The organism is Streptomyces sp. TOM-9, assembly GCF_056858595.1.
Genome location: NZ_JBXEQB010000001.1, coordinates 5,137,917 through 5,164,263, shown reverse-complemented (window position 1 = coordinate 5,164,263; position 26,347 = coordinate 5,137,917). Strand labels below are relative to the sequence as shown.

The window sequence follows — 26,347 nt, the reverse complement described above, 5'->3', positions numbered from 1 at the left end:
GTGCCGCCGCTCCCCGCCGGTTCAGCCGGCGGGGACCTCGCACGCGCCGTCGGCGCAGGCGTCCGCCGCGGGGGCGGCGGGTACGGTGCCGGTCTCCTGGGCGACCTGTTCCAGCACGCGCAGGAAGGTCGAGGTCTCCTGGCCGCCCTGGACGGCCCACTTGCCCTCGAAGACGAAGGTCGGGATGGCGTTCACACCGATGCCACGGGCGTCGTCGATCTCGGCGAGCACCTCCGCGAGGCCCTCGTCGGAGGCGAGGAAGGCGGCCGCGCGGTCGCGGTCCAGCCCGGCCTCGGCGGCGAGGGCGGCCAGGGTGTCGCGGTCTCCGACGTCGGCGCCCTCGGCGAAGTGCGCCACGAGCAGCCGGTCCTTGAGCGCGGCCTGCTCCTTGGCGCCGTACGCGTTCAGGGCGTGCCAGAGCAGGCGGTGGGCGAGCAGGGTGTTGTTCTCGATGGCGCGGTCGAAGTCGAAGGCCAGGCCCTCGGCACGGCCGAGCTCCGCCACCCGGGCGTCCATCGCCGCGGACTGCGGGCCGTAGCGCTCGTCGAGGTAGGCGCGGTGGGGCTCAGGGGTGTCGGACTTGTCGGGGGCGAGCTGGAAGGGGCGGTAGACCACCTCGACCTGGTCGGCCTGCGGGAAGGCGGCCAGCGCCCGCTCGAAGCGGCGCTTGCCGACGTAGCACCAGGGACAGGCGATGTCGCTGTAGATCTCGACCTTCATGCTCTCTCCGTCACCGAAACCGTCAGTTGAATCCTCTGAATCCTCAAGCCTGCAACGAAGAGCCCGCCCCCGGCCATTCCCCTAGACGATCACCTCGGTCAGCAGCGCGTGGGCACCGTCGCCGCCCAGCCCGTGGCCCGCGGTGCGGGCCCGCTCGTACGGCTCGTCCCCCAGGGCCGCGCGGGCCGCCGCCTCCGCCGCGCGCACCCCCTCCTCCTCCGGTACCGGGCGCGGCAGGCCCGCGCGCAGGCCGTCGGCCGCACCGTGCAGCCGGGCGGCCCGTACGGGATCGCCGAGGGCCACCAGCACCTCGGCGGCGTACTCGGCCACCGCCGCCAGACGCGGTTCGGCGCAGAAGCCGTCGAGTCCCGCGCGCAGCGCCTCCGCGAGGCCGGCCAGGGCACCCGCCGTGTCGCCCTCGGCGGCGGACACCCGGGCCGAAAGGCTCGCCACGAGCAGCTCGAAGTCCGGTGGGGGCGTGCCCACACGGCCCTCGCCGTGCGCGAGGTCGACCAGTTCCCGGGCCTCCCGGAGCTCGCCCCGACGCAGCACGATCGTCGCCAGCAGCGCACGGATGTACGCGCGGGCGTCCCACACCCCGTACTGCTGGGCTTCCTCGGCGGCCTGGCGCAGCAGCTCCTCGGCGCGGGCGTCGTCGCCCTCGCGGTGGGCCACCTCGCCCATGCGGGAACGGACGAAGATGCCCTCCACGTGCGCGCCCAGTTCACCGCCGAGCCGCAGGGCCTCCTCCAGGTCCGCCCGCGCCGCCGCGTAGTCGCCGTACGCCAGCGCCATCTCGGCACCGGCCTCGCAGACCTGGGCGCGCATCCAGCGGTCGCCGAGCCGTTCGCTGAGTTCCAGCAGCTCCGGCCAGTCCGCGTCGGCCCGGGGGAGGCCGCCGGGGAGGTCGATCGTGATGTGCGTACGGAACATCAGCGCCGCCGCCAGTTCCCACGCGCCGCCGTACGCACGGCAGGTGGCCACCATCGTGTCCGCGTGCTCCCGGATCGCCTCGTGGCGGCCCACGACGTAGTCGCAGAACGGCCACAGCATGCCGGGGAAGCGCGCCGAGTGCGGGCCCGGCACGCTGTACACCTCGACGATCCGCGAGGCCAGCGCCAGCATCTCCCGGCTCTGCATCTCCTCGCGGGGCGTGGTGTCGCTGACCACGAAGAGGTGGAGCAGCCGCAGGTTCATGCGCGACCAGAAGCCCGGGGCGCCGGGATCGTCGGGGAGTTCGGCGAGCGCGATGAGCCGGGCGAGCCACTCCCGCGCCTCGTCGCGGAAGTTGCGCAGCCACCAGAACCAGCCCATGGCCAGGGCCAGTTCGATCCCCTCGGCCTCGTCCCCCGCGTCGATCGTCCGGCGCAGCACGGCCCGTACGTTGTCCAGGTCCGCCTCCACACGGGCCGCCCAGACCAACTGCTCGGGGCCGCGCAGGCCGGAGTCCGCGGTGCGGGCGAAGTCCGCGAAGTACGCGGTGTGCCGGCGGGCCGCCTCCGCCAGGTCGGCGGGATCACCGGCGGCGCGCTCGGCGGCGTACTCGTGGATCGTCTCCAGCAGCCGGTAGCGCACCTCCTCCGCGCCGTGTTCGACCACGACCAGGGACTTGTCCACGAGCTGGCCGACCAGCTCCAGCGCCTCCTCCCCGCACACGGCCTCCGCCGCCTGCAGCGTGCAGCCGCCGGCGAAGACGCTCAGCCGGCGCAGCGTCGTGCGTTCCGCCTCGCCGAGCAGGTCCCAGCTCCAGTCGACGACCGCGCGCAGCGTCTGCTGGCGGGGCAGGGCGGTGCGGCTGCCGCCGGTCAGCAGCCGGAAACGGTCGTCGAGGCGGGACGCGATCTGCCGCGGGGTGAGCACCCGCAGCCGCGCGGCGGCCAGCTCGATGGCCAGCGGCAGCCCGTCCAGGCGGCGGCAGATCTCGTCCACCGCCGCCGCGTGGTCGAGGTCCGCGTCGAACCCGGGACGCACGGCTGCCGCGCGCTCCACGAACAGCCGGTGCGCGGTCGGCAACGGCAGCGGCTCGACCGGGCGTACCGTCTCGCCCTGCAGGCCCAGCGGCTCGCGGCTCGTGGCGAGCACGGTCACCCCGGGGCAGGCGGCGAGCAACTGGTCGGTGAGGGCGGCCGCGGCGTCGATGACGTGCTCGCAGTTGTCGAGCACCAGCAGCATGCGGCGCTGCGCGCAGTGCTCCAGGAGCCGGGCGGCCGGGTCGGCCTCCTGGCCCGCACTGCGCACCTCGCGGGCGGCGGCCAGCACGGCCGTGTCACGGCGTCCGATCGCGCTCAGCACGGCGTCCGGCACGGCGGCGGGGCGGTCCAGCGGGGCGAACTCCGCCAGCCACACCCCGTCCGGGTACGCGGAGGCCCCGGCCACCGCGGCCGCGGCCTCCTGCGACAACCGCGTCTTGCCGGAGCCCCCGGGGCCGGTCAGCGTCACCAGGCGGTGCCTGCCGTCGGTCAAGCTCGCGCGCAGCACGCCCAGTTCGGCCTCGCGGCCGACGAAGCTGGTGAGGCGGGCCCGCAGGTTTCCGGTGCGGGGCGGGCCGGCGGGTGCGGCCGTCGGGGTCGGCGGTTGCGGTTCGCCTGACAGCAACTGGGCGTACAAGGCCTTGAGTTCGGCGCCCGGGTCGGTGCCGAGGCGGTCGGCGAGGGCCCGGCGGGTGTCCTCGTAGGCGGCCAGTGCGTCGGCGGAGCGGTCCGTCGCGCGCAGCGCCCGTATCAACTGCGCCCGGAACGGCTCGTGCAGCGGGTGCTCGGCGATTAGGCCGCGCAGCTGCGGCAGCAGTTCGCCGGCGCGGCCGAGCGCCAGGCGCGCCTCGATGCGGCGGTACGTCGCGGTCAGCCGCAGGTCCTCCGCCCGGGCGGCGGCGGAACCCCGGTCGGGCAGGTCCGCCAGCGCGGGACCGCGCCACAGCGCGAGCGCGGCCTCCAGGGTCTGCGCGGCGGCGTCGGGGTCACCGGCGTCGAGGGCGGCACTGCCTTCGCGTACCAGGCGCTCGAAGAGGTGGAGGTCGACGTCGTCCGGGGTGGCCGTGACCAGGCGGTAGCCGGCGGGGCCCGAGGCGATCGAGTTCTCCTGGGACCCGAGGGCGCGGCGCAGCCTCGACACGAGCGCCTGCAGTGCGCCGGGGGCGTCCTGGGGCGGCTCGTCGCCCTCGCCGCCCCACACCTCGGCGATCAGGGCGTCCGTGGACACCGCGTGCGGGGCGCGCAGCGCGAGTGCGGCGAGCAGGGCCCGCAGCCGCTTGCCGCTGCCCAGGGGCACGGGCGCGCCGGTGGGGCTGCGCGCCTCCGTGGCGCCGAGGATCAGGTACCGCACGGGGCCATTCTTACGGTGCGGGCTCTGCGAGGCGAAGCCGTTTCCTTGTGCGGGTGCGTTGCGCTTCGCGGACCGGGGTTCGCGGTACGGCCCGTCATTCGTGTGCGGGTGCGTTGCGCCTGCGGCGGGCATCCCCCACCCTCCCGCCCGATTGCCCGGCGCGGTCAGTGACCGCCTCGCTGCGTACGTATGGGGTCGGTGCCGCGCCGGGGTACGCCCCAGCCTTCGCCGGGCGGACCCCCACCTCGGCACTCGCGGCGCTGCCCCACATCAATCGGCACCGCGCCCACCGCTCGTCTCCCCCAGCCCCCGGCCGAAGGCTGGGGGAGACGAGCGGCGGACCCGGGCGCCGAACGATGTGGACGTAAACCGCGAGCGCTGTGGGGGTCCCCCCGGCCGAAGGCTGGGGGAGACGAGCGGCGGACCCGGGCGCCGAACGATGTGGACGTAAACCGCGAGCGCTGTGGGGGTCCCCCCGGCCGAAGGCTGGGGGAGTGCGCCGGCGCGGCCCCGACCCCACGCCAACGATGCGCTGGCCCGCACTGACCGCGCCGGGCAATCGGGCGGGAGGCGGGGAAACTGCCCGCCGCAGGCGCAACGCACCCGCACACAAACACCCGGCCGTAAGGGGCACCGCATGCGGAACGCCCCCCGGAGGGGTTAGTTGCGGTCGTCGTCCTCGTCGCGCGGGCCGAGGAGCTCGTCCGCGAGGGAGGGGAGGTCGTCGAGGGGGGTCTCCTCGGCCCATGAGGGGCGGGGCCGGGGGCGGCGCCCCTCCGCGGGGACGGACGGCATCTCGCGCGTGCGCTCGTTCTCCGGGTCACGCGGCACCGCAGCCGGCTCCTCGGGCCGGAAGATGCCGGGCGGCACACGGTCGGCTGAGGGGACGGGCGGCAGGACGGCCGTGTCGTCCGCCGCGCCGGGGGTGACCGGGGGCAGAACGGCCGTCTCCTCCGCGTCGGTGGGCGCGGCGAGCCGCGGCGGCCGCGGCGTCTCGGCGGTCTTGGTGAAGTCCGGGAAGGCCGGCTTGACCGGCGGCAGGACCGCCGTCGCGTCGTCGACGGGCACCGCGCGCAGCACGGCGGTCTCAGCGTCGGCCGCCCCGGCCGAGGGGGCCGGCGGCCGCGGGGTCTCCACGGTCTTCGCCGCGTCCTCCGCCTCGACGCGGGCCTGCTCGGCCCGCATCAGGGCCTCCTCGGCCTTGCGCTGGCGCTCCAGGCGGCGTTCCTCGGCCTCGGCGCGGAGACGGGCCTCCTCCTCGGCCTGGCGGCGCAGCCGTTCCTGCTCCTCGCGGCGGACGCGCTCCTCGGCCTCGCGGCGGGCGCGCTCCTCCTCCGCCTGCCTGCGGGCCTCCTCGGCCTGGCGTCGGGCCTCCTCCGCGGCGGCCTCCTCGGCCTCGAGGCGGGCGGCCTCCTCGGCAAGGCGGCGGCGTTCCTCCTCCTCCGCGCGGAGCTTGTCCAGCTGGGCCTGGCGCTCGCGTTCGAGCCGCTCCTCCTCGGCCTTGCGGGCCGCCTCCTCCTCGGCGCGCCTGCGGGCGTCCTCCTCGGCCTGGCGGCGGGCCTCCTCGCGGGCCTCGACCTCCTTCTCCGACAGGGGGAGGATCTCGTCGAGACGGTGCCGTATCACCGTCGTGACGGCCTCGGGCTCCTGGGCCGCGTCGACGACCAGGTAGCGCGCGGGGTCGGCCGCGGCGAGCGTGAGGAAGCCGGAGCGCACGCGGTCGTGGAACTCCGCAGGCTCGGACTCGAGCCGGTCGGGCGCCTCGGTGAAGCGCTCGCGGGCCGCCTCGGGGGTGACGTCGAGCAGGACGGTCAGGTGCGGGACGAGACCGTCCGTCGCCCAGCGCGAGATGCGGGCGATCTCGGTCGGCGCGAGGTCGCGCCCGGCGCCCTGGTAGGCGACGGAGGAGTCGATGTAGCGGTCGGAGACGACGACCGCGCCGCGCTCCAGCGCGGGGCGTACGACGGTGTCGACGTGCTCGGCGCGGTCGGCGGCGTACAGCAGGGCCTCGGCGCGGTGGGAGAGTCCGCCGCTGGAGACGTCGAGCAGGATCGAGCGGAGCCGCTTGCCGACCGCCGTGGCACCCGGCTCGCGGGTGACGACGACCTCGTGGCCCTTGCCGCGGATCCACTCGGCGAGGGCCTCGACCTGCGTGGACTTGCCGGCCCCGTCGCCGCCCTCGACGGCGATGAAGAAGCCGGTGGGGGCGGGCGCCTGCTCGGGGTCGCCGCCGCGCAGCGCCTCGCGCAGGTCGCGGCGCAGGGGGACGCCCTGGCGGTCGTCGGTCTTGCCGAGGACGAGCGCGGCGACGGGCAGCAGCAGGGCGCCGATCAGCATGAGGGCGTAGGCGGCGCCGCCGTGGTCGAAGGTGAAGTGCCCGTTGACGACGCGGTGCGGGCCGATGCCCCCGGCCAGCAGGGGGGCGCCGACGGCGCCGACCGCCATGAGCAGGCGCGTGACCGCGTGCAGGTGGTCGGTGGCGCGGGCCCGCCGGGACTCCTCGGTCTCCTGGTCGATGAGGACGTGCCCGGTGTTGGCGGTGATCCCGGCCGCGGTGCCGGCGAGCAGCGCCAGCAGCAGCACCGTCGTCGGGTCGGGCACGATGCCGGTCAGCAGCAGGGCCAGACCGGTGACGGCGATGGCGATGGCGAGCAGGCGGCGCCGGGACAGCCCCGGGAAGGTGTGCGGGGCGATCCGGATGCCGAGCACGGGGCCCGCGGTGAGCGCCAGCACCAGAAGCCCGTAGCCGACCGGGCCCCCGCCGAGGTCGGCGGCGTGCAGCACGGCGAGCGCCACGGCGGCGGCGATGGCACCGGCGACGGTGGTGGTGCCGAGCACGAGCAGCGGTACGGCGCCGGTGCGCCCGCGGTCGTTGCTGCGCAGGCCCTGCAGCGGGGAGCGGAGCGGGGTCGCCTGGTCGCCCGGCAGCTCCAGCAGGTACAGGACGGCGCCGGAGGCGGCGAACAGCCCGGCGGCGACGTAGGAGGCGAGCGCGGCCTGGTGCAGCCCGAACCAGTCGACGCCGAGGCCGATCAGGTTGCCGACGAGCGTGACGACGACGAGGCCAGCGGCGGCGATCGGGAAGGCGACGAAGCCGGTGCGCTGGTCGAGGCGGCGCAGCGCGTCGAGGCGGTCGGGCAGCGGACGTACCGTTCCTGCGCCCGGCACGGGCGCGGGCAGCAGCCCGGGGGCGGCGCCGTCCTTGGCGACGGTCCACAGCCGCTCGGCCACCCCGGTGACGAAGACGGTGACCAGCAGCCAGGCGACGGCGTCGGCCGGCACCCAGTCGATCCACAACGGGGCGACGATCAGCAGCGCGAGGCGTACGACGTCGGAGCCGATCATCGTCCACCGGCGGTCCAGCACGCCGCCGGGCCCGGTGAGGGAGCCCAGCGGTCCGAGCAGGACGGCCCCGAAGAGCAGGGCGGCGAGGACCCGCGCCCCGAAGACGGCCGCGACCGCGAAGGCCGCGCCGCGGTATCCGCCGCCGAAGGCCTGGGCGCCGACGGCGGCCTGCGCCGTCAGGACGACCAGGACCAGCAGGGCGAGCCGGTCGCCGACGGTGCCGGTCAGCTGAGCGCCCCACAACTTGCGCAGGGGAGGGATCTTCAGCAGGGCACCCACGGCGCGTCGCCGCGAGTCGGCCTCGAGTTCGTCGGCGAACGTGTCCGTTGGCTGCTCGGATCGCGTCATTCCGCCAGCCTATCGGGACACGGTGCCGTCCCGGAGGGCGCCTGCCGGGACCGCACCTGCCGTGCGGCCCCCGCGGGGACTACTCGGCGGGCTCGGCGGCCGCGGCGGCGGCCTTCTTCGCCGTGGTCGTGGCCTTGGCGGCGGTCTTCTTGGCGGTCGTCTTGGCCGCCGCGGTCTTCTTCGCCGCGGTGGTCTTGGCGGCCGTCTTCTTCGCCGCCGTCTTGGTCGCGGTCGCCTTCTTCGCCGGGGCCTTCTTGGCCGCCGTCTTCTTCACCGTCTTCTTGGCGGGGGCCTTGGCCCGCTTCTCGGCGAGCAGCTCGTAGCCGCGCTCGGGCGTGATCGTCTCGACGTCGTCGTCACGGCGCAGTGTGGCGTTGGTCTCGCCGTCGGTGACGTACGGGCCGAAGCGGCCGTCCTTGACGACAACGGGGCGCTCGCTGACCGGGTCGGTGCCCAGTTCCTTCAGCGGGGGCTTGGCCGCGGCGCGGCCGCGCACCTTCGGCTGGGCGTAGATCGCCAGGGCCTGGTCGAGGGTGATCGTGAAGAGCTGGTCCTCGGTCTCCAGGGAGCGCGAGTCGGTCCCCTTCTTCAGGTACGGGCCGTAGCGGCCGTTCTGCGCGGTGATCTCGACGCCCTCGGCGTCGGCGCCGACGACGCGCGGCAGCGACATCAGCTTGAGCGCGTCCTCCAGCGTCACCGTGTCGAGGGTCATCGACTTGAAGAGGGAGGCGGTGCGCGGCTTGACCGCGTTCTTGCCGGTCTTCGGGGTGCCCTCGGGCAGGATCTCGGTGACGTACGGCCCGTAGCGGCCGTCCTTGGCCACGATCTGGCGGCCGGTCTCCGGGTCGGCGCCCAGCTCGAAGTCGCCGCTGGGCTTGGCCAGCAGCTCCTCGGCGAGCTCGACGGTCAGCTCGTCCGGCGGCATGTCGTCGGGGACGTCGGCACGCTGCCCGGTCTCGCCCTCGGTCTCGGCGGCCTTCTCCACGTACGGGCCGTAGCGGCCGACGCGCAGCACGATGCCGTTGCCGACGGGGAACGAGGAGACTTCGCGGGCGTCGATGGCGCCGAGGTCCTCGACGAGTTCCTTCAGGCCGCCGAGGTGGTCGCCGTCGCCGTTGCCCGCGTCCGCGGCACCGCCGACGGGGGTGTCGCCCTCGCCGAAGTAGAAGCGGCGCAGCCACGGCACCGCCTGTGCCTCGCCGCGGGCGATGCGGTCGAGGTCGTCCTCCATCCGCGCTGTGAAGTCGTAGTCGACGAGCCGGCCGAAGTGCTTCTCCAGCAGGCCGACGACGGCGAAGGAGAGGAAGGACGGCACCAGGGCCGTGCCCTTCTTGAAGACGTAGCCGCGGTCGAGGATGGTGCCGATGATCGAGGCGTACGTCGACGGACGTCCGATCTCGCGCTCTTCCAGCTCCTTGACCAGCGAGGCCTCGGTGTAGCGGGCGGGCGGCTTGGTGGCGTGGCCGTCGGCGGTGACGTCCCGCGCGGTGAGGGCGTCGCCCTCGGTGACGGCGGGCAGCCGGCGCTCGCTGCTGTCGAGCTCGGCGTTGGGGTCGTCGGCGCCCTCGACGTAGGCCTTCATGAAGCCGTGGAAGGTGATGATCTTGCCGGAGGCGGAGAACTCGGCGTCCCGGCCGTCGGCGGCGCGACCGCCGACCTTGACGGTGACGGACTGGCCGACCGCGTCCTTCATCTGGGAGGCGACGGTGCGCATCCAGATCAGCTCGTACAGGCGGTACTGGTCGCCGGTCAGGCCGGTCTCGGCCGGGGTGCGGAAACGATCACCCGAGGGGCGGATCGCCTCGTGCGCCTCCTGGGCGTTCTTGACCTTGCCCGCGTAGACGCGGGGCTTGTCCGGCAGGTAATCGGCGCCGTAGAGCTGGGTGACCTGGGCCCGGGCGGCGGTGATCGCGGTCTCCGACAGCGTGGTGGAGTCCGTACGCATGTAGGTGATGAAGCCGTTCTCGTACAGCTTCTGGGCGACCTGCATGGTGGCCTTGGCACCGAAGCCGAGCTTGCGGCTGGCCTCCTGCTGCAGGGTCGTGGTGCGGAAGGGCGCGTACGGCGAGCGGCGGTACGGCTTGGACTCGACCGAGCGGACGGAGAAGGCGGCGCCCTCCAGGGCGGCGGCGAGCGCACGGGCGGCGGCCTCGTCCAGGTGGAGGACGTTGGCACCGTCCTTGAGCTGCCCGTTCGCACCGAAGTCACGACCCTGCGCGACGCGCTTGCCGTCGACGGCGCTGAGCTTGGCGCCGAAGGTGCCCGGGTCGGTGGCGTCACCGGCCCGGCCGGTGGCGAAGGTCCCGGACAGGTCCCAGTACTCGGCGGAGCGGAAGGCGATGCGCTCACGCTCGCGCTGGACGACGAGCCGGGTGGCGACGGACTGGACACGGCCGGCCGACAGGCGCGGCATGACCTTCTTCCACAGGACCGGCGAGACCTCGTAGCCGTAGAGGCGGTCGAGGATGCGGCGGGTCTCCTGGGCGTCGACGAGGGGCTGGTTCAGCTCGCGCGGGTTGCGGACGGCTTCCTGGATGGCGTCCTTGGTGATCTCGTGGAAGACCATCCGGCGGACCGGGACCTTGGGCTTGAGGACCTCCTGCAGGTGCCAGGCGATGGCCTCGCCCTCGCGGTCCTCATCGGTGGCGAGCAGGAGCTCGTCGGACTCCTTGAGCAGGTCCTTCAGCTTCTTGACCTGGGCCTTCTTGTCCGCGTTGACGACGTAGATCGGCTGGAACTCGCTGTCGACGTTGACGCCGAGCCGCGCCCACGGCTGGCCCTTGTACTCCGCCGGCACTTCGGCGGCCCCGTTCGGGAGGTCGCGGATGTGCCCGACGCTGGCCTCGACGACATAGCCGGGGCCGAGGTAGCCCTTGATCGTCTTCGCCTTGGCAGGCGACTCGACGATCACGAGTCGGCGGCCGCTGCCCTGTGCGGTCTCGCGGGTCGGGGACAACTTCGCTCTTCTCTCCGGGTCGAAGGTGGTCTCGCTGCGGAGTGTGACCGTACATCCCGGTCCCGTGTCAAACGGGAAAAGTCCGCAACGCCACTCGAACGGTAACCCGACAAGCGTCCTGTCTGCCGCACGGACTGCCGTCCATGTCCGATTTGCCCAGCTCAGGGGATCAGGAACAGCCAGACCCCGACAAGAAGCGAAACGACCCCGAAGAAACCTGCCACGGCGGCGGACGCCGGGCCCCCTCCCTGGAGCACCGGCAGGTGCCGCAGCGACCGGGTGACGGTCCAGGCCAGGAGGGCTGCCCCGAATACCGCGAACACCGTCCCGGCGAAGATCCCTGGCGCGGTTTCCATGTACATGTCCCCCAGGTCCCTCTCGTGCTCCACGACCGACGCCCCCGCAGCCACGGAGAGTGGCACGCCGGGGCGACAACCGGAAGAACCCACGGTGAACTGCGCCCGAAAGGGCGTGGCCGGATCCTTTCGCTCCCGCCCGGTTCCACCGGGCCCGGACACGGCCCCTCCCCGCTCGCCGTCCCCCCTTCCCCCAGGCCGCCCTCCTCGCCCCTGACCGCCTTGACTCGCCTGACAAGATGTCCGGACACACCGAACGTTCTCTCAGGGGGAGTCCCACGATGTCCGACCCGAACAACCCGTACGGCCAGCCCGCGCCGGACGGTTACGGCTACCCGCAGCAGCCCCCGGCCGGCCCCGGCGGCTACGGCCAGCAGCCCGGCTACGGCTACCCGCAGCAGGGATACCCGCAGGGCGCCTACACCGGCGACCCCAACGCCCCGTACGGCTACGACATGTACGGCCGCCCGCTGTCGGACAAGTCCAAGGTCGTGGCCGGCGTGCTGCAGCTGCTGGTGGGCGGCCTGGGCATCGGCCGCTTCTACGTGGGCGACATCGGCATCGGCATCGCGCAGCTCCTCACCTGCGGCGGCTTCGGCATCTGGGCGCTGATCGACGGCATCCTCTTCCTCACGAGCAACGACCGCACCGACTCCCAGGGCCGGATCCTGCGCAGCTGAGGACGATGACCTCCGTGACCTGGAACCGCCTCAGGGCCGTGGCCGGACGACCGGCCACGGCCCCCGTGGCGTCGCTCGTCGCGGGCGCGGCGGGCGCCGCCTACCTGTGGGGCACCGACCCGCACCAGGAGGGGCACTGGCTGCCCCGATGCCCCTTCAACTTCCTGACGGGGCTGCTCTGTCCCGCCTGCGGCGCGACCCGCATGGTCTACGACCTGATGCACGGCGACCTGTCGGCCGCCTTCCATGACAACGCGCTGCTGCTCCTGGCGAGCCCCTTTCCCCTCTATCTGTACGCGCGGTGGGTGACGGAGGGGCTGCGCGGCCGTTCCTACCGCCCCACGCTCGGACGACGTGCGCAGATGGCGGTCCTGGGGATCGCCGTGGCCTGGGCCGTCGTACGCAACGCGGTTTGACAACGCGGTGATCACAGTTCCGTGACGGCTGTTCATCATCGGGACGGATGTCAATCATCTGATGTAAATATGTGGCCATCCGAGGCGGGGGGCCGGATCCTGAGGAAACGCGCGCTCCTGCCTGTTCGTCCCCATTCGCGCAAGGAGCGACCCCCATGGCCACGCCCACCACTGACGCCCCGCACGGCTACGACGCGGCCGGCCGTCCGCTGTCCGACAAGTCGAAGATCACCGCTGGTCTTCTGCAGCTCTTCCTGGGCGGCCTGGGCATCGGACGCTTCTACACCGGCCACACCGGCATGGCCATCGCCCAGCTCCTGACCTGCGGCGGCCTCGGCTTCTGGGCCCTGATCGACGCGATCCTCTTCTTCACCAGCAAGGACCGCACGGACTCCAAGGGCCGCGTCCTGCAGGGCTGATCCCCGCGACGCACCCCGACGGCCCGCCTCCGCTCTCCGCTGCGGAGGCGGGCCGCCGCGTTCCCGCTCACACCGGCTCGATGAAGCCCTGCTCCACCAGCAGCCGGATCGCCTCCGGCGTACGGTCCCGCAGCACCACCGGGTCCTCGCCCAGCAACTGGGCGATGGCGTCCAGGATCCGACCGGCCGTCAGCGTCCCGTCGCAGACGCCCGCGAAGCCCGCGCCGACCGTGTCCACCCTCGTCGCACGCCGCATGCCGCGGTTCGCCCGCAGGACGACGTGCTCCGGGTCCTCCGCGCCGGGCAGGCCCACCTGCTCCTGCACCACCTCGTCCGCCAGCCTGAAGCGCTCGTCGAGCAGCGCCGCGTCGTCGTGGGCCCGCAGGAAGTCCTGGCGGCCGAACCAGGCCGCGATGTGCGGCCCGAGCGGCTGCTCGACCGGGTGCGGCCACTCCTCGGCGGTGACGACGGGACGGTCGGAGCCGGTCCTGCGCACGGTGATCCAGCCGAAGCCCACGGCCTTGGTCTTGCGCTGCTCGAAGGCGTCCAGCCACGCGTCGTAGCGGGCGGCGTACGCCTCGGGCCCGGCCAGGTGGTCACCGCCGTCGCGCAGCCACAGCTCCGCGTACTGCGTGACGTCCTGCACCTCGCGCTGCACGATCCACGCGTCGCAGCCGGCGGGCACCCAGGCGGAGACGCGGTCCCGCCAGTCCTCGCCCTCGGTGTGCTCCCAGTTGGCGAGCAGTTGGAGGTGCCCGCCCTCGGTGAGGTGGTCGGCGGCCTGCCGGACGACGGTCCGGCACAGGTCGTCGCCGGCCATGCCGCCGTCGCGGTAGGTGAAGCGGCTGCCCGGGGAGATGACGAACGGCGGGTTGGACACGATCAGGTCGTAGCGCTCGCCGCCGACCGGCTCGAAGAGGCTGCCCTGCCGGACGTCCGGCTCGGGCGCGCCCGACAGGGCGAGGGTGAGCCGCGTGAAGTGCAGGGCGCGGGGGTTGAGGTCGGTCGCGGTGACCCGGGTGGCGTGCCGGGAGGCGTGCAGCGCCTGGATGCCGGAGCCGGTGCCGAGGTCCAGCGCCCGGGCCACGGGCGTGCGGACGGTGATCCCGGCGAGCGTGGTCGACGCACCGCCGACGCCGAGCACCAGGTCCGCGCGGTCCACGCCGGGCGTCGTGCGGATGCCGTTGGCGCCGCCCACCGCGCAGCCGAGGTCGGAGACGATGTACCAGTCCTCGCCGCCGTCGCCCCCGTAGGGGCGGACGTCCACCGTGGCGCGCACCTCGTCGCCGTCGCGGACGAGCCAGCCGTCCTCGAGGGCCGCGTCGAGGGGCAGCACGTCGCGCAGCCGGGCGTACGGGACCGGCTGCTGCAGCAGGAAGAGCCGCACCAGGCTCTCCAGCGGGCTGCCGCCGCGGGTGGCACGCAGGGCGGGTACGGTCTCCGCCCGCGAGAGCGCCGCGTAGGCGGTCCCCCCGAGCAGGTCGAGGCAGCCGTCGGCCGTGAAGGCCGCGGCGCGCAGCGCGTCGCGGAGGCGGTCGGCGCGGTCGGGGGCGGGCAGGGGCTGCGGGGGCGGCTGCGTACTCACGCTGCCATTGTCACCCGCGACGGGGCGCCCGGCGGGCCCCACCCGCCCTCGGACGGTCAGGACTTCGAGGGCTTCGCGCCGGAGTCCTGGCAGCCGGGCTGCTTCGCCATGGCCCGGCCGACCTCGCCCTGGCGCAGCGTGTCGAGCGCCTGCTCGCCGCTCTTGCTCACCTTGGCCAGGTTGTCGGAGACGCCCTTCAGCCCGTCGGCGAACTTCGCCTGGTCGGAGACGGGCAGCGCGTCGACCTGCTTGCGCAGGTTCGCGTAGGCGGTGGACAGCGAGTTGAGGTCGTTGACCGCGTCCTGCTTGAGCTTGGTGCCGTCGTCGACCGGCGGGTCGCCGGCCTTGCCGACGATCCCGGCGAGCGCCTTGTAGGCCTCCGAGATCTGCCCGAACGCCGTGGAGTCGGCACTCCGGACGTCCTGCGGCTTGGCGTTGCTCGGGGTGTTGCTGATGTGGGTGTTCGCGTCGTTGATCTTCTTGACCTGGGCGGAAGCCTGGTCGCAGACCGTCTTCGCCCAGGCGTCGAGCTTTTCGTTACCGCCGTCGCCGCATCCCGACAGCGACCCCGTCGCGAGGATCACAGCCGTGACGGACAGCGCAGCCGCGAGTTTGGTGTTCACGGCCCCGGAACCTACACGGCTCCTGTCCGCGGGCCACATCGCTTCCACTCGATACGCCCACTATTGCCCCTTATGAACCAAGAAGAGGGTGATGCATCTGACGTGCCCGCGGGCGGCGGGCGCCACCCCGGAGGATGACGCCCGCCGCCGTATCAAGATGAGCTCACACTACGTCAGACCGTGGCCGTCGCATTCGGGTCGGCTGATCGCTTCGTGGTCTCGGTGTCGTCGTGGCCGGCGTCGGCGCCCTCGTCGTCCCCGACCGCGATGCCGCGACGCTTGGAGATGTAGACGGCACCCACGATGACCACCAGGGACACCGCGGCGACGCCGATCCGCACGCCGAGGTTGGCCTGGTCGCCGTAGGAGAACTGGACCACCGCCGGGGCGACCAGCAGCGCCACCAGGTTCATGACCTTCAGCAGTGGGTTGATGGCCGGGCCCGCGGTGTCCTTGAACGGGTCGCCCACGGTGTCGCCGATGACGGTCGCGGCGTGGGCCTCGCTGCCCTTGCCGCCGTAATGGCCGTCCTCGACGAGCTTCTTGGCGTTGTCCCAGGCACCGCCGGAGTTGGCGAGGAAGACCGCCATGAGCGTGCCCGCGCCGATGGCTCCGGCGAGGTAGGAGCCCAGCGCTCCGATGCCGAGGGAGAAGCCGACGGCGATGGGGGCGAGTACGGCGAGCAGACCGGGGGTGGCCAGCTCGCGCAGCGCGTCCTTGGTGCAGATGTCCACGACGCGCCCGTACTCGGGCTTCTCGGTGTAGTCCATGATCCCGGGGTGCTCGCGGAACTGCCGGCGCACCTCGAAGACCACCGCACCCGCCGACCGGGAGACGGCGTTGATGGCCAGTCCGGAGAAGAGGAAGACGACGGCCGCGCCGAGCAGCAGGCCGAACAGGTTGTTCGGCTGGGAGATGTCCAGGTCCAGCCACCTGAGGTCGGCGGCGGAGATGTTCGCCTCCCGCACCGCGGTGTCGACGGCCTCCTTGAAGGACCCGAACAGCGCGGTCGCTGCGAGCACGGCGGTCGCGATGGCGATGCCCTTGGTGATCGCCTTGGTGGTGTTGCCGACCGCGTCGAGGTCGGTGAGCACCTGGGCGCCCTCGCCGTGGACGTCGCCGGACATCTCGGCGATGCCCTGGGCGTTGTCGGAGACCGGGCCGAAGGTGTCCATGGCCACGATCACGCCGACGGTGGTGAGCAGACCGGTGCCGGCCAGCGCCACGGCGAACAGGGCGAGCCAGATCGAGGCACCACCCAGCAGGAAGGCGCCGTACACCGAGAGGCCGATGAGGACGGCCGAGTACACCGCGGACTCCAGGCCGACGGAGATGCCGGACAGGACGACGGTGGCGGGCCCGGTCAGCGACGTCTTGCCGATGTCCCGCACCGGGCGCCGGCTGGTCTCGGTGAAGTAGCCGGTGAGCTGCTGGATGAGCGCCGCGAGCACGATGCCGATGGCGACCGCGACCAGCGCGAGGATGCGCGGGTCACCGCCGTGCGAGGCGATGTCGCCCGGGACGTTGGCCAGCTCCGCGTACGTCGAGGGCAGGTACGCGAACGCCGCGACGGCCACCATCGCCAGCGAGATCACCGCGGAGATGAAGAAGCCGCGGTTGATGGCGGTCATGCCGCTGCGGTCCTTGCGGCGGGGGGCCACCGCGAAGATGCCGACCATGGCGGTGAGCACGCCGATCGCCGGGATCAGCAGCGGGAAGGCCAGGCCGGAGTCGCCGAAGGCGACCTTGCCGAGGATGAGCGCGGCCACCAGGGTGACGGCGTACGACTCGAACAGGTCGGCCGCCATGCCGGCGCAGTCGCCGACGTTGTCGCCGACGTTGTCCGCGATGGTGGCGGCGTTGCGCGGGTCGTCCTCGGGGATGCCCTGCTCGACCTTGCCGACCAGGTCGGCGCCGACGTCCGCGGCCTTGGTGAAGATGCCGCCGCCGACACGCATGAACATGGCCAGCAGCGCGGCGCCGAAGCCGAAGCCCTCCAGCACCTTGGGCGCGTCGGCCTTGTAGACCAGCACGACGACGGAGGCGCCCAGCAGCCCCAGGCCCACGGTGAACATGCCGACCACGCCGCCGGTGCGGAAGGCGATCTTCATCGCGCGGTGCGAGACGGTCGTCAGGTCCGCCGGGGGTTCACCCGGCGCCGGGGTCGCGGCTCGTGCGGCTGCGGCCACGCGGACGTTGCTGCGCACCGCCAGCCACATGCCGATGTAGCCGGTGACCGCCGAGAAGCCGGCGCCCACCAGGAAGAACACGCTTCGGCCGATGCGCTGCGCCGTGGTGTCCGCGGGCAGCAGCATGAGCAGGAAGAACGCGACGACCGCGAAGACTCCCAGAGTGCGGAACTGCCGTGCGAGGTAGGCGTTTGCGCCTTCCTGCACGGCAGCCGCGATCTTCTTCATGCTGTCGGTGCCCTCGTCGGCACTGAGCACTTGACGTACCAGCACCACGGCGAGCACCAGGGCGGCCAGTGCCACCACCACGATGACGAGCACGAGATTGCGGTTGCCGTCGGTCAGTACGGGTGATGCGGCAAGCGGTTGGGCGATGTCCTGCAGGTGAGGGGTAAGTGGCCCCGCCATTCGTCCTCCTTGACGTTTGGCACGTGGGCGCGCGGCTCCGGCGACAAAGCAGCCACGACGCTCAGGCTTGTGAGCTGAGCAAAGATGGACGGATTGTAGGGAGCCGAACTAGATCAAAACAGGGCGCAGGAAACGAAATTCGCCGCCGCCGGGGATATAGCAAAGGAGATCGCCCGCAGATATCACCGGAAAAGGTGAACAGTCACCGTGTAAGTGGATCAACCACCGGGTGAATCCGCGCACGCCGAGCTGACCTGCGGCAGAAGCGCGCAGGCAGCTCGGCAGGAGTGCGTGAAGGGGGGCTGGGCGGCTAGGAGAGCGCGGCCGGGTTCAGCGGCCAGCTCATCCGGATGACATCGCCGTACTCTCCCGAGAAGACCTCGACGTCGTCGACGAGGCCGCTGATGACGGCCAGACCCATCTGGCCCTCGTCCTCCGCCTCGGAGGAGTCGGACGAGGAGGGTGAGCCGTCGGGAAGCGGCTCGGAGTGCTCGGCGGGGCTGTCACCACGCGCCGAGGGCACACTGGCGGCGTCGGCGGGGCGTTCGTCCGCCTCGGGGGACTTCTCGCCGACCTCGATGGAGAACTTCTTCTCCTCCTCGGTCAGCACCACCCGCACCGGACGGTCCGCACCACTGCTGCGGTACAGCCCGACGGCCCGGCTGCACGCCTCACCGACGGCGAGCCGGACCTCGTCGAGGACGGCCTCGTCCACCCCTGCCCTGCGGGCTACCGCAGCCGCCACCAGTCGTGCGGTGCGGACGTGCTCCGGCAGTGCGCTGAAGAGCAGTTCTACGGTGGGCATGGCCTCCCCCTCGTGCCTGTGGGCGGGCAACACAGGGGCCCGGGCGTCGGCGTCGCCCGGAGCCCCTCGGTCCGGCGTCGAACGTCAGTCGGTCGCCGCGACGGCCTCGTCGACCGAGGTGTGGATGGGGAACACCTTGGTCAGGCCGGTGATACGGAAAATCTTGAGAATGCGCTCCTGGTTGCACACCAGGCGCAGCGAGCCTTCATGCGCGCGAACCCGCTTGAGCCCGCCGACCAGCACGCCCAGCCCCGTCGAGTCCAGGAAGTCCACGCCTTCCATGTCCACGACCAGGTGGTAGCTACCGTCGTTCACGAGTTCCACCAGCTGCTCGCGCAGCTTGGGTGCGGTGTACACATCAATCTCGCCGCCGACCTCGACGACCGTACGGTCGCCGACGGTTCGAGTCGACAGGGACAGGTCCACGGATCCTCCAGCACCTTGCATCGAGCGGTCGCCCCCCATGGATCGGCAGCCGCGATGGCATTCAATCACTTACCAGCGGGCATGCACGACGCCTTACGGCGATTGTCCGTCATGCCAGTGACACACTGAGTGCCGATGGCTCAGGATCATCTTCCGCAGTCGGCGCACGGCCGCACCTCCCCGGTCGCCCTCCTGGAGCGGCTTGCCACGGGGGCGGGCAGGGCCGCGCGCATCACCCATACGGAGCACTTGCCCCCACGGGCGGGTCGCCATGCCGATTGGCCTGATCAGATCCGCCCGGAGGTGATCGACGCGGTCCGCGCGTCCGGCATCGAGCGGCCGTGGGAGCACCAGGCACAGGTGGCCGCCCACGCCCTCGCCGGCACCTCCGCGGTGGTCGCCACGGGAACGGCCTCCGGCAAGTCCCTGGCGTACCTCGTGCCGGTCCTCAGCGCCCTCGTGGAGGGCTCCGAGGCGCCGAACGGCCGGGGCGCCACCGCGCTCTACCTGGCGCCCACCAAGGCCCTGGCGGCCGACCAGCGGCGTGCCGTCGCCGAACTCGCCGCACCGCTGGGCAAGGCGGTGCGCGCGGCGGTCTACGACGGCGACACGCCGTTCGAGGAGCGCGAGTGGGTCCGCCAGTACGCGACCTACGTGCTCACCAACCCCGACATGCTCCATCTGGGTGTCCTCCCGGGCCATTCCCGGTGGTCCTCCTTCCTCCGGCAGCTGCGCTACGTCGTGATCGACGAGTGCCACACCTACCGGGGCGTCTTCGGCTCGCACGTCGCCCAGGTCATACGCAGGCTGCGGCGTGTCTGCGCCCGCTACGGGGCGGATCCCGTCTTCCTCCTCGCCTCCGCGACCGCCGCCGACCCCGGCGCCACGGCCACCCGGCTGACGGGCGTGCCCGTCGCCGAGGTCACCGAGGACGCCTCGCCGCGCGGCGAAGTCGCCTTCGCCCTGTGGGAGCCCCCGCTCACCGAGCTCAGCGGGGAGCACGGCGCCCCGGTGCGCCGCACGGCCACCGCCGAGGCCGCCGACCTGCTGACGGACCTGGTGCTCGACGGCACCCGCACGGTCGCCTTCGTGCGCTCCCGGCGGGCCGCCGAGCTGATCGCCGTCATCGCCCAGGAACGCCTCGCCGAGATCGACCGCCGGCTCACCCGCCGGGTCGCCGCCTACCGGGGCGGTTACCTGCCCCAGGAGCGCCGGGCCATCGAACGGGACCTGCACAGCGGGCGGCTCCTCGGACTGGCCTCCACGACGGCCCTGGAGCTGGGTGTGGACGTCTCCGGGCTCGACGCCGTGCTCCTGGCCGGGTACCCCGGCACGAGGGCCTCCCTGTGGCAGCAGGCGGGCCGTGCGGGGCGCTCGGGCCAGGGGGCGCTGGCGGTGCTGATCGCCCGCGACGACCCGCTGGACACCTACCTCGTGCACCACCCGGACGCGCTCTTCCGCCGCCCGGTCGAGTCGACCGTGCTGGACCCGGACAACCCGTACGTCCTCGCCCCGCACCTGTGCGCCGCCGCGGCAGAGCTACCGCTCGGCGAGGAGGACCTGGAGCTCTTCGGGCCCGAGACCGCCGCGCTGCTGCCCCAGCTGGAGCGCCGCGGACTGCTGCGGCGCCGCACCGGCGGCTGGTACTGGACGCGGCGGGAGCGGGCCGCCGACCTCACCGACATCCGCGGCGAGGGCGGCAAGCCCGTCCAGGTCGTCGAGGCCGGGACCGGGCGCCTGCTCGGCACCGTCGACGCGGGCGCCGCGCACACCACCGTCCACGAGGGCGCGGTCCACCTGCACCAGGGCCGCACCTATCTCGTCCGGCACCTGGACCTGGAGGACTCCGTCGCGCTGGTGGAGCAGGCCGACCCGCCGTACTCGACGATGGCCCGCGACACCACGGCGATCTCCGTGCTCGACGAGGACCTGGTGGAGGAATGGGGCGAGGCCCGCCTCCACTTCGGCTCCGTCGAGGTCACCCATCAGGTCGTCTCCTTCCTCCGTCGACGGCTGATCACCAACGAGGTGATGGGCGAGACCAAGCTGGACCTGCCGCCCCGCACCCTGCGCACCCGTGCCGTGTGGTGGACGGTCACCGACGATCAGCTCGACGCGGCGGGTATCCACCCCGAGGAGCTGCCCGGCGCCCTCCACGCCGCCGAGCACGCCTCCATCGGCCTCCTCCCGCTCTTCGCCACCTGTGACCGCTGGGACATCGGCGGGGTCTCCGTGCCGCTCCACCAGGACACCGGGCTGCCGACCGTCTTCGTGTACGACGGCCATCCCGGTGGCGCCGGCTTCGCGGAACGGGCCTTCCGCACCGCCCGCGGCTGGCTCACCGCCACCCGCGAGGCGATCGCCTCCTGCGAGTGCGAGTTCGGCTGCCCCTCCTGCGTGCAGTCGCCCAAGTGCGGCAACGGCAACGACCCGCTGGACAAGCAGGCCGCGGTACGCCTGCTCGACGTGCTCCTCGCGGCGGAGGGCCCGTCGGAGCCCATCCCCGCCGTACCGGCGCCCGCCCCGGATCCGGAGTCCTGAGGCCCGGCCCGGGAGCGGACCCGGGCGGGGCCGACCGCGGCCGTGACGTCGGCGATCTCACCGCTGACGGCACAGCGGACCAGCCGGGCGTGCTGGGCGGCCGCCACCCGCCCGGCCACGGCGCAGGCTTCCGCGCCGCCCCGCAGGGCGTGGTCCGCGGCGGCGAGCGCGGCGAGGTCCGCGGCGGCGCCTGCGCGGTGCCGTGCCGAGACGGCGGCGCCGAAGGCCAGCACGGCGCAGGCGGCCATCGCCAGCAGCGCTCCCAGGAGGGCCGTCCAGACCGTCGCGGAGCCCCGGTCGCTCCCTCGCCGGCGGCTCACGGCCCCTCCCCTGTTCCCTCCACGGCGGCGACCGCCTCACCGTGGAGGGTGAGGGACAGGGAGCGGGCCTCGACCGTGACCCGGACCAGGTCGCCGCCCCGGCGGACCGAGACGGCGGCCCCGGCGGGAGCCGCCGTGCGGGCCGCCCGCAGCACCGCGCCGTCCGGCTCCTCGCGGGCCGCCGCACGGGCTCCGGCCCGTGCGGCGTCGACGCAGCGGATCTGCGCGGCCGCCGCGGCCAGCCCCCACAGCAGCAGCGCCGTGAGGAACACCAGCGACGGGATGACCACCGCCGCCTCCGCCGTGACATAGCCGGCGTCACGGCGGCGCTCAGAACGCCACATCGAGGGCCCGCTTGATGAGCCCGCTGAGCGCGGAGCTGACCGCGCCCGAGGTGACCACCTTGTAGAGCACGGCCGCGAAACCGCAGGCCGCCAGCGTGCCCACGGCGTACTCGGCCGTGGTCATCCCGCCCTCGCCGGTGCGGCACCGGCGGCTCAGCTTCCTCAGACAACGCATGACTCGCATGGGATCCCCCTTCAGATCGTCGTGCCGGCGAGGATCGCCCCCGCCAGCCCCATCACCACCGGCGCGACCCCCACGAGGAGGAAGGCCGGCAGGAAGCACAGCCCCAGCGGGGCGGTGATCAGCACTCCGGCGCGGCGGGCCCGCGCCGCCCCGAAACGGGCGTGCTCGGCGCGGCAGCCGGCGGCGAGCCGCGCGATCTCCTCGACCGGCGGCACTCCCGTCGTGGTGGCGCGCTCCATGCACCGGGCGAGCTCCCGGCAGCCGAGCCGGTCCAGCCGGCCCCAGCACTGCGCGGGGTCGCCGCCCAGGCGGAGCTCGGCGGCGGCGCGGGTGAGCGCCTCGCCGAGCGGCCCGCCCAGGGACGGTCCGACGGCCTCGGCTGCCTCGCGGGGCCCGGCTCCGGCCGCGACACAGGCGGCCATCAGATCGGCCGCCAGTGGCAGCTGCCGCGCGGCCCGGGCCTGGTCCGCGGGCCCGGCGGGCCGGGGCCGCCGCTGCCGTCGGCGCAGCGCGTACGCGGCGCCGAGCCCGGCCGCCGCGCCGGGGACTCCGCCGACCAGAGCGAACGCACCCAGGGCGACCCCGGCGACCGGCGCCCATTCCCGGGCGGAGGCCGTGCCCGGCCATCTGCGGCCGCGCCGGGCCGGTGGCGCCGCGCCCATGAGCAACCGCAGCCTGCGCCGCGCGGCACGCTCCCTCCGGGTGGCGGCGAGGGCGCCCGCGGCGCACAGGGCGGTGGCGGCGACGGCCACGACGATCCCCAGCCTGTGGACGGCGTCGCCGCTCATGACCCGCCCTCCGCGGTCCGGACGATGCGCGCGGTCCAGGCGAGCCCGGCCCACTCCAGAAGCCCGCCGGCGGCCAGGCAGCCCAGCCCCGCGGGTGTGCGCAGCAGGATGCCCAGCGGATCGGCGCCCAGCCCGGCGCCCAGGACCAGCCCGAAGACGGGCAGCAGGGCCAGCAGCGCGACGGTGGAGCGGGGTGCCGCCAGCTGGGCCCTCAGGTCCTCCCGCTGGTCGCGTTCGGCACGCAGGGCGGCCGCGATCCGGTCCAGGCCGTCGGCGAGCCCCGCGCCGCCGTCCACCGCCACCTGCCAGCAGGCGGCGACACCGGAGAGCCCCTCGGCGCCCTCCAGCCGGGCGGCCGACCGCAGCGCCGCGGGCACGTCACCGCCGAAACGGGCGGCTGCCAGCAACGGCAGTGCCGCGTCCGACAGGCCGGGGTGCTCCGGCCAGCCCTCGCGGCCCAGCGCACCCGCCAGCGCGGCGGGCGGTGCCAGTCCTGCCCGCAGATCGCCGGCGACCGCCGCACACAGCGCACCCACCGCCAGGGCCCGCCGTTCCGCTTCGGCGCGCCGCTCCCGCCCGCGCAGCCACCGCCCGGCGAACGGCACCGCGGCCGCCCCGAGCAGGGCCGGCAGCACCGACCCGGCGGCCAGCCCCGCGACCAACCCGCCCGGCAGGAAGAGCACTTCGCGGCCGAGGCGCCAGCCGTACCGCACCCGGAACGGCTCCAGCAGCCCGCTGAGGCGGGTTTCGAGGCTGCCCGGCCCCAGGAGCCCACCGGTCACCCCGCGGGCCCCAGAGGCGCCACTGAGCAACGTCCTTGCCCTACGGAGGACTTCATCCCCGGCGCACGCCACCCAGGCGGCGGTGCCCGCGCACAGGGTGGCGAGGAGCACCGCGGCGCTCATGACCGCCCCCTTGCGCAGAGTGCGGTCAACCGGCCCCATCCCGGGCCGCGTTCGCCGCCGCACAGGGCCGGCACCGTGCCGACGATCCCGTCCGGCCCGCGCTCCAGGACGTGGATCTCGGCGACCCGGCGCTGCCCCGAGCGGTCCCGCACCAGATGCACCACCACCGACAGGGCGGCCGCCAACTGGCTGTGCAGCGCGGCCCGGTCCAGGCCCGCCACGGCGCCCAGCGCCTCCAGCCGGGCGGGCACATCACCCGCGGCATTGGCGTGGACCGTCCCGCACCCGCCCTCGTGGCCGGTGTTGAGGGCGCCCAGCAGATCCAGGACCTCGGGCCCGCGCACCTCTCCGACCACCAGCCGGTCCGGCCGCATGCGCAGCGCCTGCCGTACGAGGTCCCGCAGGGTGACCAGCCCGGCGCCCTCCTGGTTGGCGGGCCGGGTCTCCAGCCGGACGACGTGCGGATGGCGCGGCCGCAGCTCGGCGGAGTCCTCGGCGAGGACGATGCGCTCGCCCGGCGGGACGAGGCCGAGCAGGCAGCTCAGCAGCGTGGTCTTGCCGGAGCCCGTGCCGCCGGAGACCAGGTACGACAGGCGGGCGTCCAGCACAGCCCGCAGGAGGGCGGCCGTGCCGCCGTCCATGCTGCCCGCGGCCACCAGTTCGTCCAGGGCGAAGGCCCGGGTGCGGACGGCCCGCAGGGACAGGCACGGGGCGCCGACCACCACCGGTGGCAGCACCGCGTGCAGCCGGGTGCCGTCCGGCAGCCGGGCGTCGACCCAGGGCCGGGCGTCGTCCAGCCGTCGTCCGGCCGCGGAGGCGAGCCGCTGGGCGAGCCTGCGCACGGCCGCCGCGTCCGCGAACCGCACCTCGGTGCGCTCCAGTCCGGCGCCCCGGTCGGCCCACACCTCGTCCGGCCCGTTCACCAGCACATCGGTGACGTCCGGTTCGGCGAGCAGCCCCTCCAGCGGCCCGGCGCCGACCATCTCGGAGCGCAGCGCGGCCACCACGTCGAGCACTTCGGTGTCGCCCAGCAGCCGGCCCTGTGCCCGCAACGCGGCGGCCACGCCGGCCGGGGTGGGCTCGTCACCGGAGGCGGCCAGCCGCAGCCGTACCGCGTCCAGCAGGGCGGGCGTCATGACCTCGGCGCTCATGCGGCCGCGCTCCCGCCCGGCAGCGCCGCCGTGAGGAAGGCCGAGCAGAACCCGGCCAGTGGGCCCCGGCCGCTGCCGCCCGGTGCCTCGCCGCCGTCCAGGGCGGCGGGCAGGCCGGGCTCCGTCGGCAGCTCACCGGCGAGCGGGAGCCCGACCAGTTCGGCGAGCGCCTCGTCGGTGAGCCCCGAGCCGAAGGGGCCGCGGGCGACCACACGCAGGTCCCGCAGCACCATGGCCATCCGGGACGCGACCCGCCCGGCGGCCGCGACCGCGCGCAGCTCGGCGGGGACGACCAGCAGTCCGACGTCGATCTGGGCGAGCGCCTCGGCCACCGCCTCGTCCATGCGGCGCGGCAGGTCGACGACCACCACCCCGCCGCGCCGCCGCGCGGCGCCCATCACCGACCGCATGGCCTGCGGCGGGATGACGACGGTGTCGCCACGGTCCCAGCTGAGGACGCTCAGGGCGTGCGTGCGGGGCAGCGACTCCTCCAGCGCCCCGCTGCTGACCCGGCCCCGCGACTCGGCGAGGTCGGGCCAGCGCAGCCCGCCCACCCGTTCGGCCCCGAGCAGTACGTCCAGCCCGCCGCCGAGCGGATCTGCGTCGACGAGCAGCGTGCGGCGCCCGGAGCGGGCGGCGGTGACGGCCATCGCGCAGGCCAGCGTGCTGGCCCCCGCGCCGCCGCGGCCGCCCACGACGCCGATCGTCAGGGCCGGGTCGCCGGCGCCCTCCGCCACATCGGCGATCCGGTCGACCAGCCAGGTCTCGGCGTCGGGCAGGAAGGCGACGTGCTCGGCGCCGACATCCACGGCGCGGCGCCACACGTCCGGATCGTCCAGATCCCGTCCGACCAGGAGCACGCCCCGGCGGCGGCGCGCCGTGCCCGGCACGCGGCGGGTGTCCGCGGCGCCGACCAGCACCAGCGGCGCCCCCTCCCAGCTGCCCGGCGCCGGCGGGACCCCGAAGGCGACCTCCGGCTCCGCACCCGCCGCGGCGCACAGGCGCAGCAGGTCGTCCAGGAGGGCCCCGTCCTCGGTGACGATGAGCGGGCCGCCGCCAGGATCGTCCTTTCCGCGCGGCCATGCGGACGCCCGCCCGGGCACCCGCCCGTCACGCGCTCCTTTTGTTTCACCGTTGAATGATTCGGCCACCTCGGCGTCCCCCTCGCTCGCTCCGGCCCGTCCCGTCGGTATCGGGCACATGCACCGCACACATCTCCGGTACGGCATTTGCCGCCAGAGTCTCGCGAGTCGCCGAAACTTGATGATCTTGGTGGTAATCCGTGGATAACCAGGCCGTTGTGGATATCTCCACCACCCGCGCGAGTGGCTTCCCCCGGGCAGCACAACGAATGTGATCCGTCACTCACCGTAGCCGGGCAAAGAAAAAGACCGGCCCCCCGCGGAAGCCGCGGGGGGCCGATCACATGCCGGGCGCGTCCGGACTCATGGCCTGAATATGCCCCCGGACATGCGACGACCCCCGCCGGGGGGGAGAGCGGGGGTCGTCCCCACGGT

The 26,347-nt window shown here is 74.0% G+C and carries 20 protein-coding genes and 1 pseudogene; 4 read left to right on the top strand and 17 right to left on the bottom strand.

The window, feature by feature from the left end:
* Nucleotides 1–21: 21 nt before the first annotated feature.
* The 5 genes from AC1VWI_RS24025 to AC1VWI_RS24005 all read right to left on the bottom strand — a co-directional run bounded on the left by AC1VWI_RS24025 (nt 22) and on the right by AC1VWI_RS24005 (nt 11,046).
* Nucleotides 22–720: a DsbA family oxidoreductase gene (locus tag AC1VWI_RS24025; protein WP_499513085.1), complete on the bottom strand. Its 699-nt coding sequence runs from the start codon at nt 718–720 to the stop codon at nt 22–24.
* Between the two features lie 81 nt (nt 721–801).
* Nucleotides 802–4,041 carry an ATP-binding protein gene (locus AC1VWI_RS24020; RefSeq protein ID WP_499513084.1) on the bottom strand — a complete coding sequence of 1,080 codons (3,240 nt, stop codon included), beginning with the start codon at nt 4,039–4,041 and terminating at the stop codon, nt 802–804.
* A 660-nt stretch (nt 4,042–4,701) separates the two neighbouring features.
* Nucleotides 4,702–7,734, bottom strand: coding sequence for a dTMP kinase (gene tmk / locus AC1VWI_RS24015; RefSeq protein WP_499513083.1), 3,033 nt, complete (start codon nt 7,732–7,734; stop codon nt 4,702–4,704).
* A gap of 79 nt (nt 7,735–7,813) precedes the next feature.
* On the bottom strand, nt 7,814–10,690 hold the full coding sequence (gene topA / locus AC1VWI_RS24010; RefSeq protein ID WP_499513082.1) for a type I DNA topoisomerase: 2,877 nt from the start codon (nt 10,688–10,690) through the stop codon (nt 7,814–7,816).
* A 161-nt stretch (nt 10,691–10,851) separates the two neighbouring features.
* The gene (locus AC1VWI_RS24005; RefSeq protein ID WP_499513081.1) at nt 10,852–11,046 is read right to left on the bottom strand and encodes a hypothetical protein; all 195 of its coding nucleotides are present in this window, start codon (nt 11,044–11,046) and stop codon (nt 10,852–10,854) included.
* A 281-nt stretch (nt 11,047–11,327) separates the two neighbouring features.
* Here AC1VWI_RS24005 and AC1VWI_RS24000 point away from each other — a divergent pair, with 281 nt between their 5' ends.
* From AC1VWI_RS24000 to AC1VWI_RS23990, 3 genes are all read left to right on the top strand, one after another.
* Nucleotides 11,328–11,726, top strand: coding sequence for a TM2 domain-containing protein (locus AC1VWI_RS24000; RefSeq protein ID WP_499513080.1), 399 nt, complete (start codon nt 11,328–11,330; stop codon nt 11,724–11,726).
* Nucleotides 11,727–11,731: 5 nt separating this feature from the next.
* Nucleotides 11,732–12,142, top strand: a complete 411-nt coding sequence (locus AC1VWI_RS23995; protein WP_499513079.1) for a DUF2752 domain-containing protein — start codon at nt 11,732–11,734, stop codon at nt 12,140–12,142.
* Between the two features lie 155 nt (nt 12,143–12,297).
* Entirely contained in the window at nt 12,298–12,561 is a 264-nt protein-coding gene (locus AC1VWI_RS23990) for a TM2 domain-containing protein (protein ID WP_499513078.1), read from the top strand.
* A gap of 67 nt (nt 12,562–12,628) precedes the next feature.
* Here the strand turns inward: AC1VWI_RS23990 and AC1VWI_RS23985 are convergent, their stop codons facing one another.
* From AC1VWI_RS23985 to bldG, 5 genes are all read right to left on the bottom strand, one after another.
* The gene (locus AC1VWI_RS23985) at nt 12,629–14,146 is read right to left on the bottom strand and encodes a DUF7059 domain-containing protein (protein ID WP_499513077.1); all 1,518 of its coding nucleotides are present in this window, start codon (nt 14,144–14,146) and stop codon (nt 12,629–12,631) included.
* A 56-nt stretch (nt 14,147–14,202) separates the two neighbouring features.
* Nucleotides 14,203–14,769 (bottom strand): small secreted protein, encoded by a 567-nt coding sequence (locus AC1VWI_RS23980; RefSeq protein WP_499513076.1) that lies wholly within the window; start codon nt 14,767–14,769, stop codon nt 14,203–14,205.
* A gap of 173 nt (nt 14,770–14,942) precedes the next feature.
* Nucleotides 14,943–17,366, bottom strand: a complete 2,424-nt coding sequence (locus AC1VWI_RS23975; protein WP_499513075.1) for a sodium-translocating pyrophosphatase — start codon at nt 17,364–17,366, stop codon at nt 14,943–14,945.
* A gap of 310 nt (nt 17,367–17,676) precedes the next feature.
* Nucleotides 17,677–18,171, bottom strand: a complete 495-nt coding sequence (locus tag AC1VWI_RS23970; RefSeq protein WP_499513074.1) for an ATP-binding protein — start codon at nt 18,169–18,171, stop codon at nt 17,677–17,679.
* Nucleotides 18,172–18,255: 84 nt separating this feature from the next.
* Nucleotides 18,256–18,597, bottom strand: coding sequence for an anti-sigma factor antagonist BldG (bldG, locus tag AC1VWI_RS23965; RefSeq protein ID WP_018562186.1), 342 nt, complete (start codon nt 18,595–18,597; stop codon nt 18,256–18,258).
* Nucleotides 18,598–18,732: 135 nt separating this feature from the next.
* Here bldG and AC1VWI_RS23960 point away from each other — a divergent pair, with 135 nt between their 5' ends.
* Entirely contained in the window at nt 18,733–21,138 is a 2,406-nt protein-coding gene (locus AC1VWI_RS23960) for a DEAD/DEAH box helicase (protein WP_499513073.1), read from the top strand.
* Nucleotides 21,139–21,173: 35 nt separating this feature from the next.
* Here the strand turns inward: AC1VWI_RS23960 and AC1VWI_RS23955 are convergent.
* The 7 genes and pseudogenes from AC1VWI_RS23955 to ssd all read right to left on the bottom strand — a co-directional run.
* A pseudogene (locus tag AC1VWI_RS23955) lies at nt 21,174–21,458 on the bottom strand (Rv3654c family TadE-like protein); the annotation flags it as partial.
* Nucleotides 21,455–21,802 (bottom strand): TadE family type IV pilus minor pilin, encoded by a 348-nt coding sequence (locus tag AC1VWI_RS23950; protein WP_499513072.1) that lies wholly within the window; start codon nt 21,800–21,802, stop codon nt 21,455–21,457. The gene AC1VWI_RS23950 and the pseudogene AC1VWI_RS23955, both read right to left, overlap by 4 nt.
* Nucleotides 21,789–21,977, bottom strand: coding sequence for a DUF4244 domain-containing protein (locus AC1VWI_RS23945; RefSeq protein WP_499513071.1), 189 nt, complete (start codon nt 21,975–21,977; stop codon nt 21,789–21,791). Before AC1VWI_RS23945 ends, AC1VWI_RS23950 begins: the two co-directional genes overlap by 14 nt.
* A 20-nt stretch (nt 21,978–21,997) precedes the next feature.
* Complete coding sequence (locus AC1VWI_RS23940) at nt 21,998–22,774, bottom strand: type II secretion system F family protein (protein ID WP_499513070.1); 777 nt, start codon at nt 22,772–22,774, stop codon at nt 21,998–22,000.
* Nucleotides 22,771–23,679 (bottom strand): type II secretion system F family protein, encoded by a 909-nt coding sequence (locus AC1VWI_RS23935; RefSeq protein WP_499513069.1) that lies wholly within the window; start codon nt 23,677–23,679, stop codon nt 22,771–22,773. Before AC1VWI_RS23935 ends, AC1VWI_RS23940 begins: the two co-directional genes overlap by 4 nt.
* Nucleotides 23,676–24,830: a TadA family conjugal transfer-associated ATPase gene (locus AC1VWI_RS23930; protein WP_499513068.1), complete on the bottom strand. Its 1,155-nt coding sequence runs from the start codon at nt 24,828–24,830 to the stop codon at nt 23,676–23,678. The genes AC1VWI_RS23935 and AC1VWI_RS23930 overlap by 4 nt, the downstream gene beginning before the upstream one ends.
* Nucleotides 24,827–25,981 (bottom strand): septum site-determining protein Ssd, encoded by a 1,155-nt coding sequence (ssd, locus tag AC1VWI_RS23925; protein ID WP_499513067.1) that lies wholly within the window; start codon nt 25,979–25,981, stop codon nt 24,827–24,829. The genes AC1VWI_RS23930 and ssd overlap by 4 nt, the downstream gene beginning before the upstream one ends.
* Nucleotides 25,982–26,347 lie beyond the last annotated feature (366 nt).

What these genes read in the sequence shown, in the direction of transcription:
- AC1VWI_RS24025 (WP_499513085.1), bottom strand. Translation starts at nt 720, where the DNA reads ATGAAGGTCGAGATCTACAGCGACATCGCCTGTCCCTGGTGCTACGTC.
- AC1VWI_RS23935 (WP_499513069.1), bottom strand. Translation starts at nt 23,679, where the DNA reads ATGAGCGCCGCGGTGCTCCTCGCCACCCTGTGCGCGGGCACCGCCGCC.
- AC1VWI_RS23970 (WP_499513074.1), bottom strand. Translation starts at nt 18,171, where the DNA reads ATGCCCACCGTAGAACTGCTCTTCAGCGCACTGCCGGAGCACGTCCGC.
- AC1VWI_RS24005 (WP_499513081.1), bottom strand. Translation starts at nt 11,046, where the DNA reads ATGGAAACCGCGCCAGGGATCTTCGCCGGGACGGTGTTCGCGGTATTC.
- AC1VWI_RS23995 (WP_499513079.1), top strand. Translation starts at nt 11,732, where the DNA reads ATGACCTCCGTGACCTGGAACCGCCTCAGGGCCGTGGCCGGACGACCG.
- AC1VWI_RS23945 (WP_499513071.1), bottom strand. Translation starts at nt 21,977, where the DNA reads ATGCGTTGTCTGAGGAAGCTGAGCCGCCGGTGCCGCACCGGCGAGGGC.
- tmk (WP_499513083.1), bottom strand. Translation starts at nt 7,734, where the DNA reads ATGACGCGATCCGAGCAGCCAACGGACACGTTCGCCGACGAACTCGAG.
- AC1VWI_RS24000 (WP_499513080.1), top strand. Translation starts at nt 11,328, where the DNA reads ATGTCCGACCCGAACAACCCGTACGGCCAGCCCGCGCCGGACGGTTAC.
- AC1VWI_RS23930 (WP_499513068.1), bottom strand. Translation starts at nt 24,830, where the DNA reads ATGAGCGCCGAGGTCATGACGCCCGCCCTGCTGGACGCGGTACGGCTG.
- AC1VWI_RS23975 (WP_499513075.1), bottom strand. Translation starts at nt 17,366, where the DNA reads ATGGCGGGGCCACTTACCCCTCACCTGCAGGACATCGCCCAACCGCTT.
- AC1VWI_RS23940 (WP_499513070.1), bottom strand. Translation starts at nt 22,774, where the DNA reads ATGAGCGGCGACGCCGTCCACAGGCTGGGGATCGTCGTGGCCGTCGCC.
- AC1VWI_RS23960 (WP_499513073.1), top strand. Translation starts at nt 18,733, where the DNA reads ATGGCTCAGGATCATCTTCCGCAGTCGGCGCACGGCCGCACCTCCCCG.
- AC1VWI_RS23950 (WP_499513072.1), bottom strand. Translation starts at nt 21,802, where the DNA reads ATGTGGCGTTCTGAGCGCCGCCGTGACGCCGGCTATGTCACGGCGGAG.
- AC1VWI_RS23990 (WP_499513078.1), top strand. Translation starts at nt 12,298, where the DNA reads ATGGCCACGCCCACCACTGACGCCCCGCACGGCTACGACGCGGCCGGC.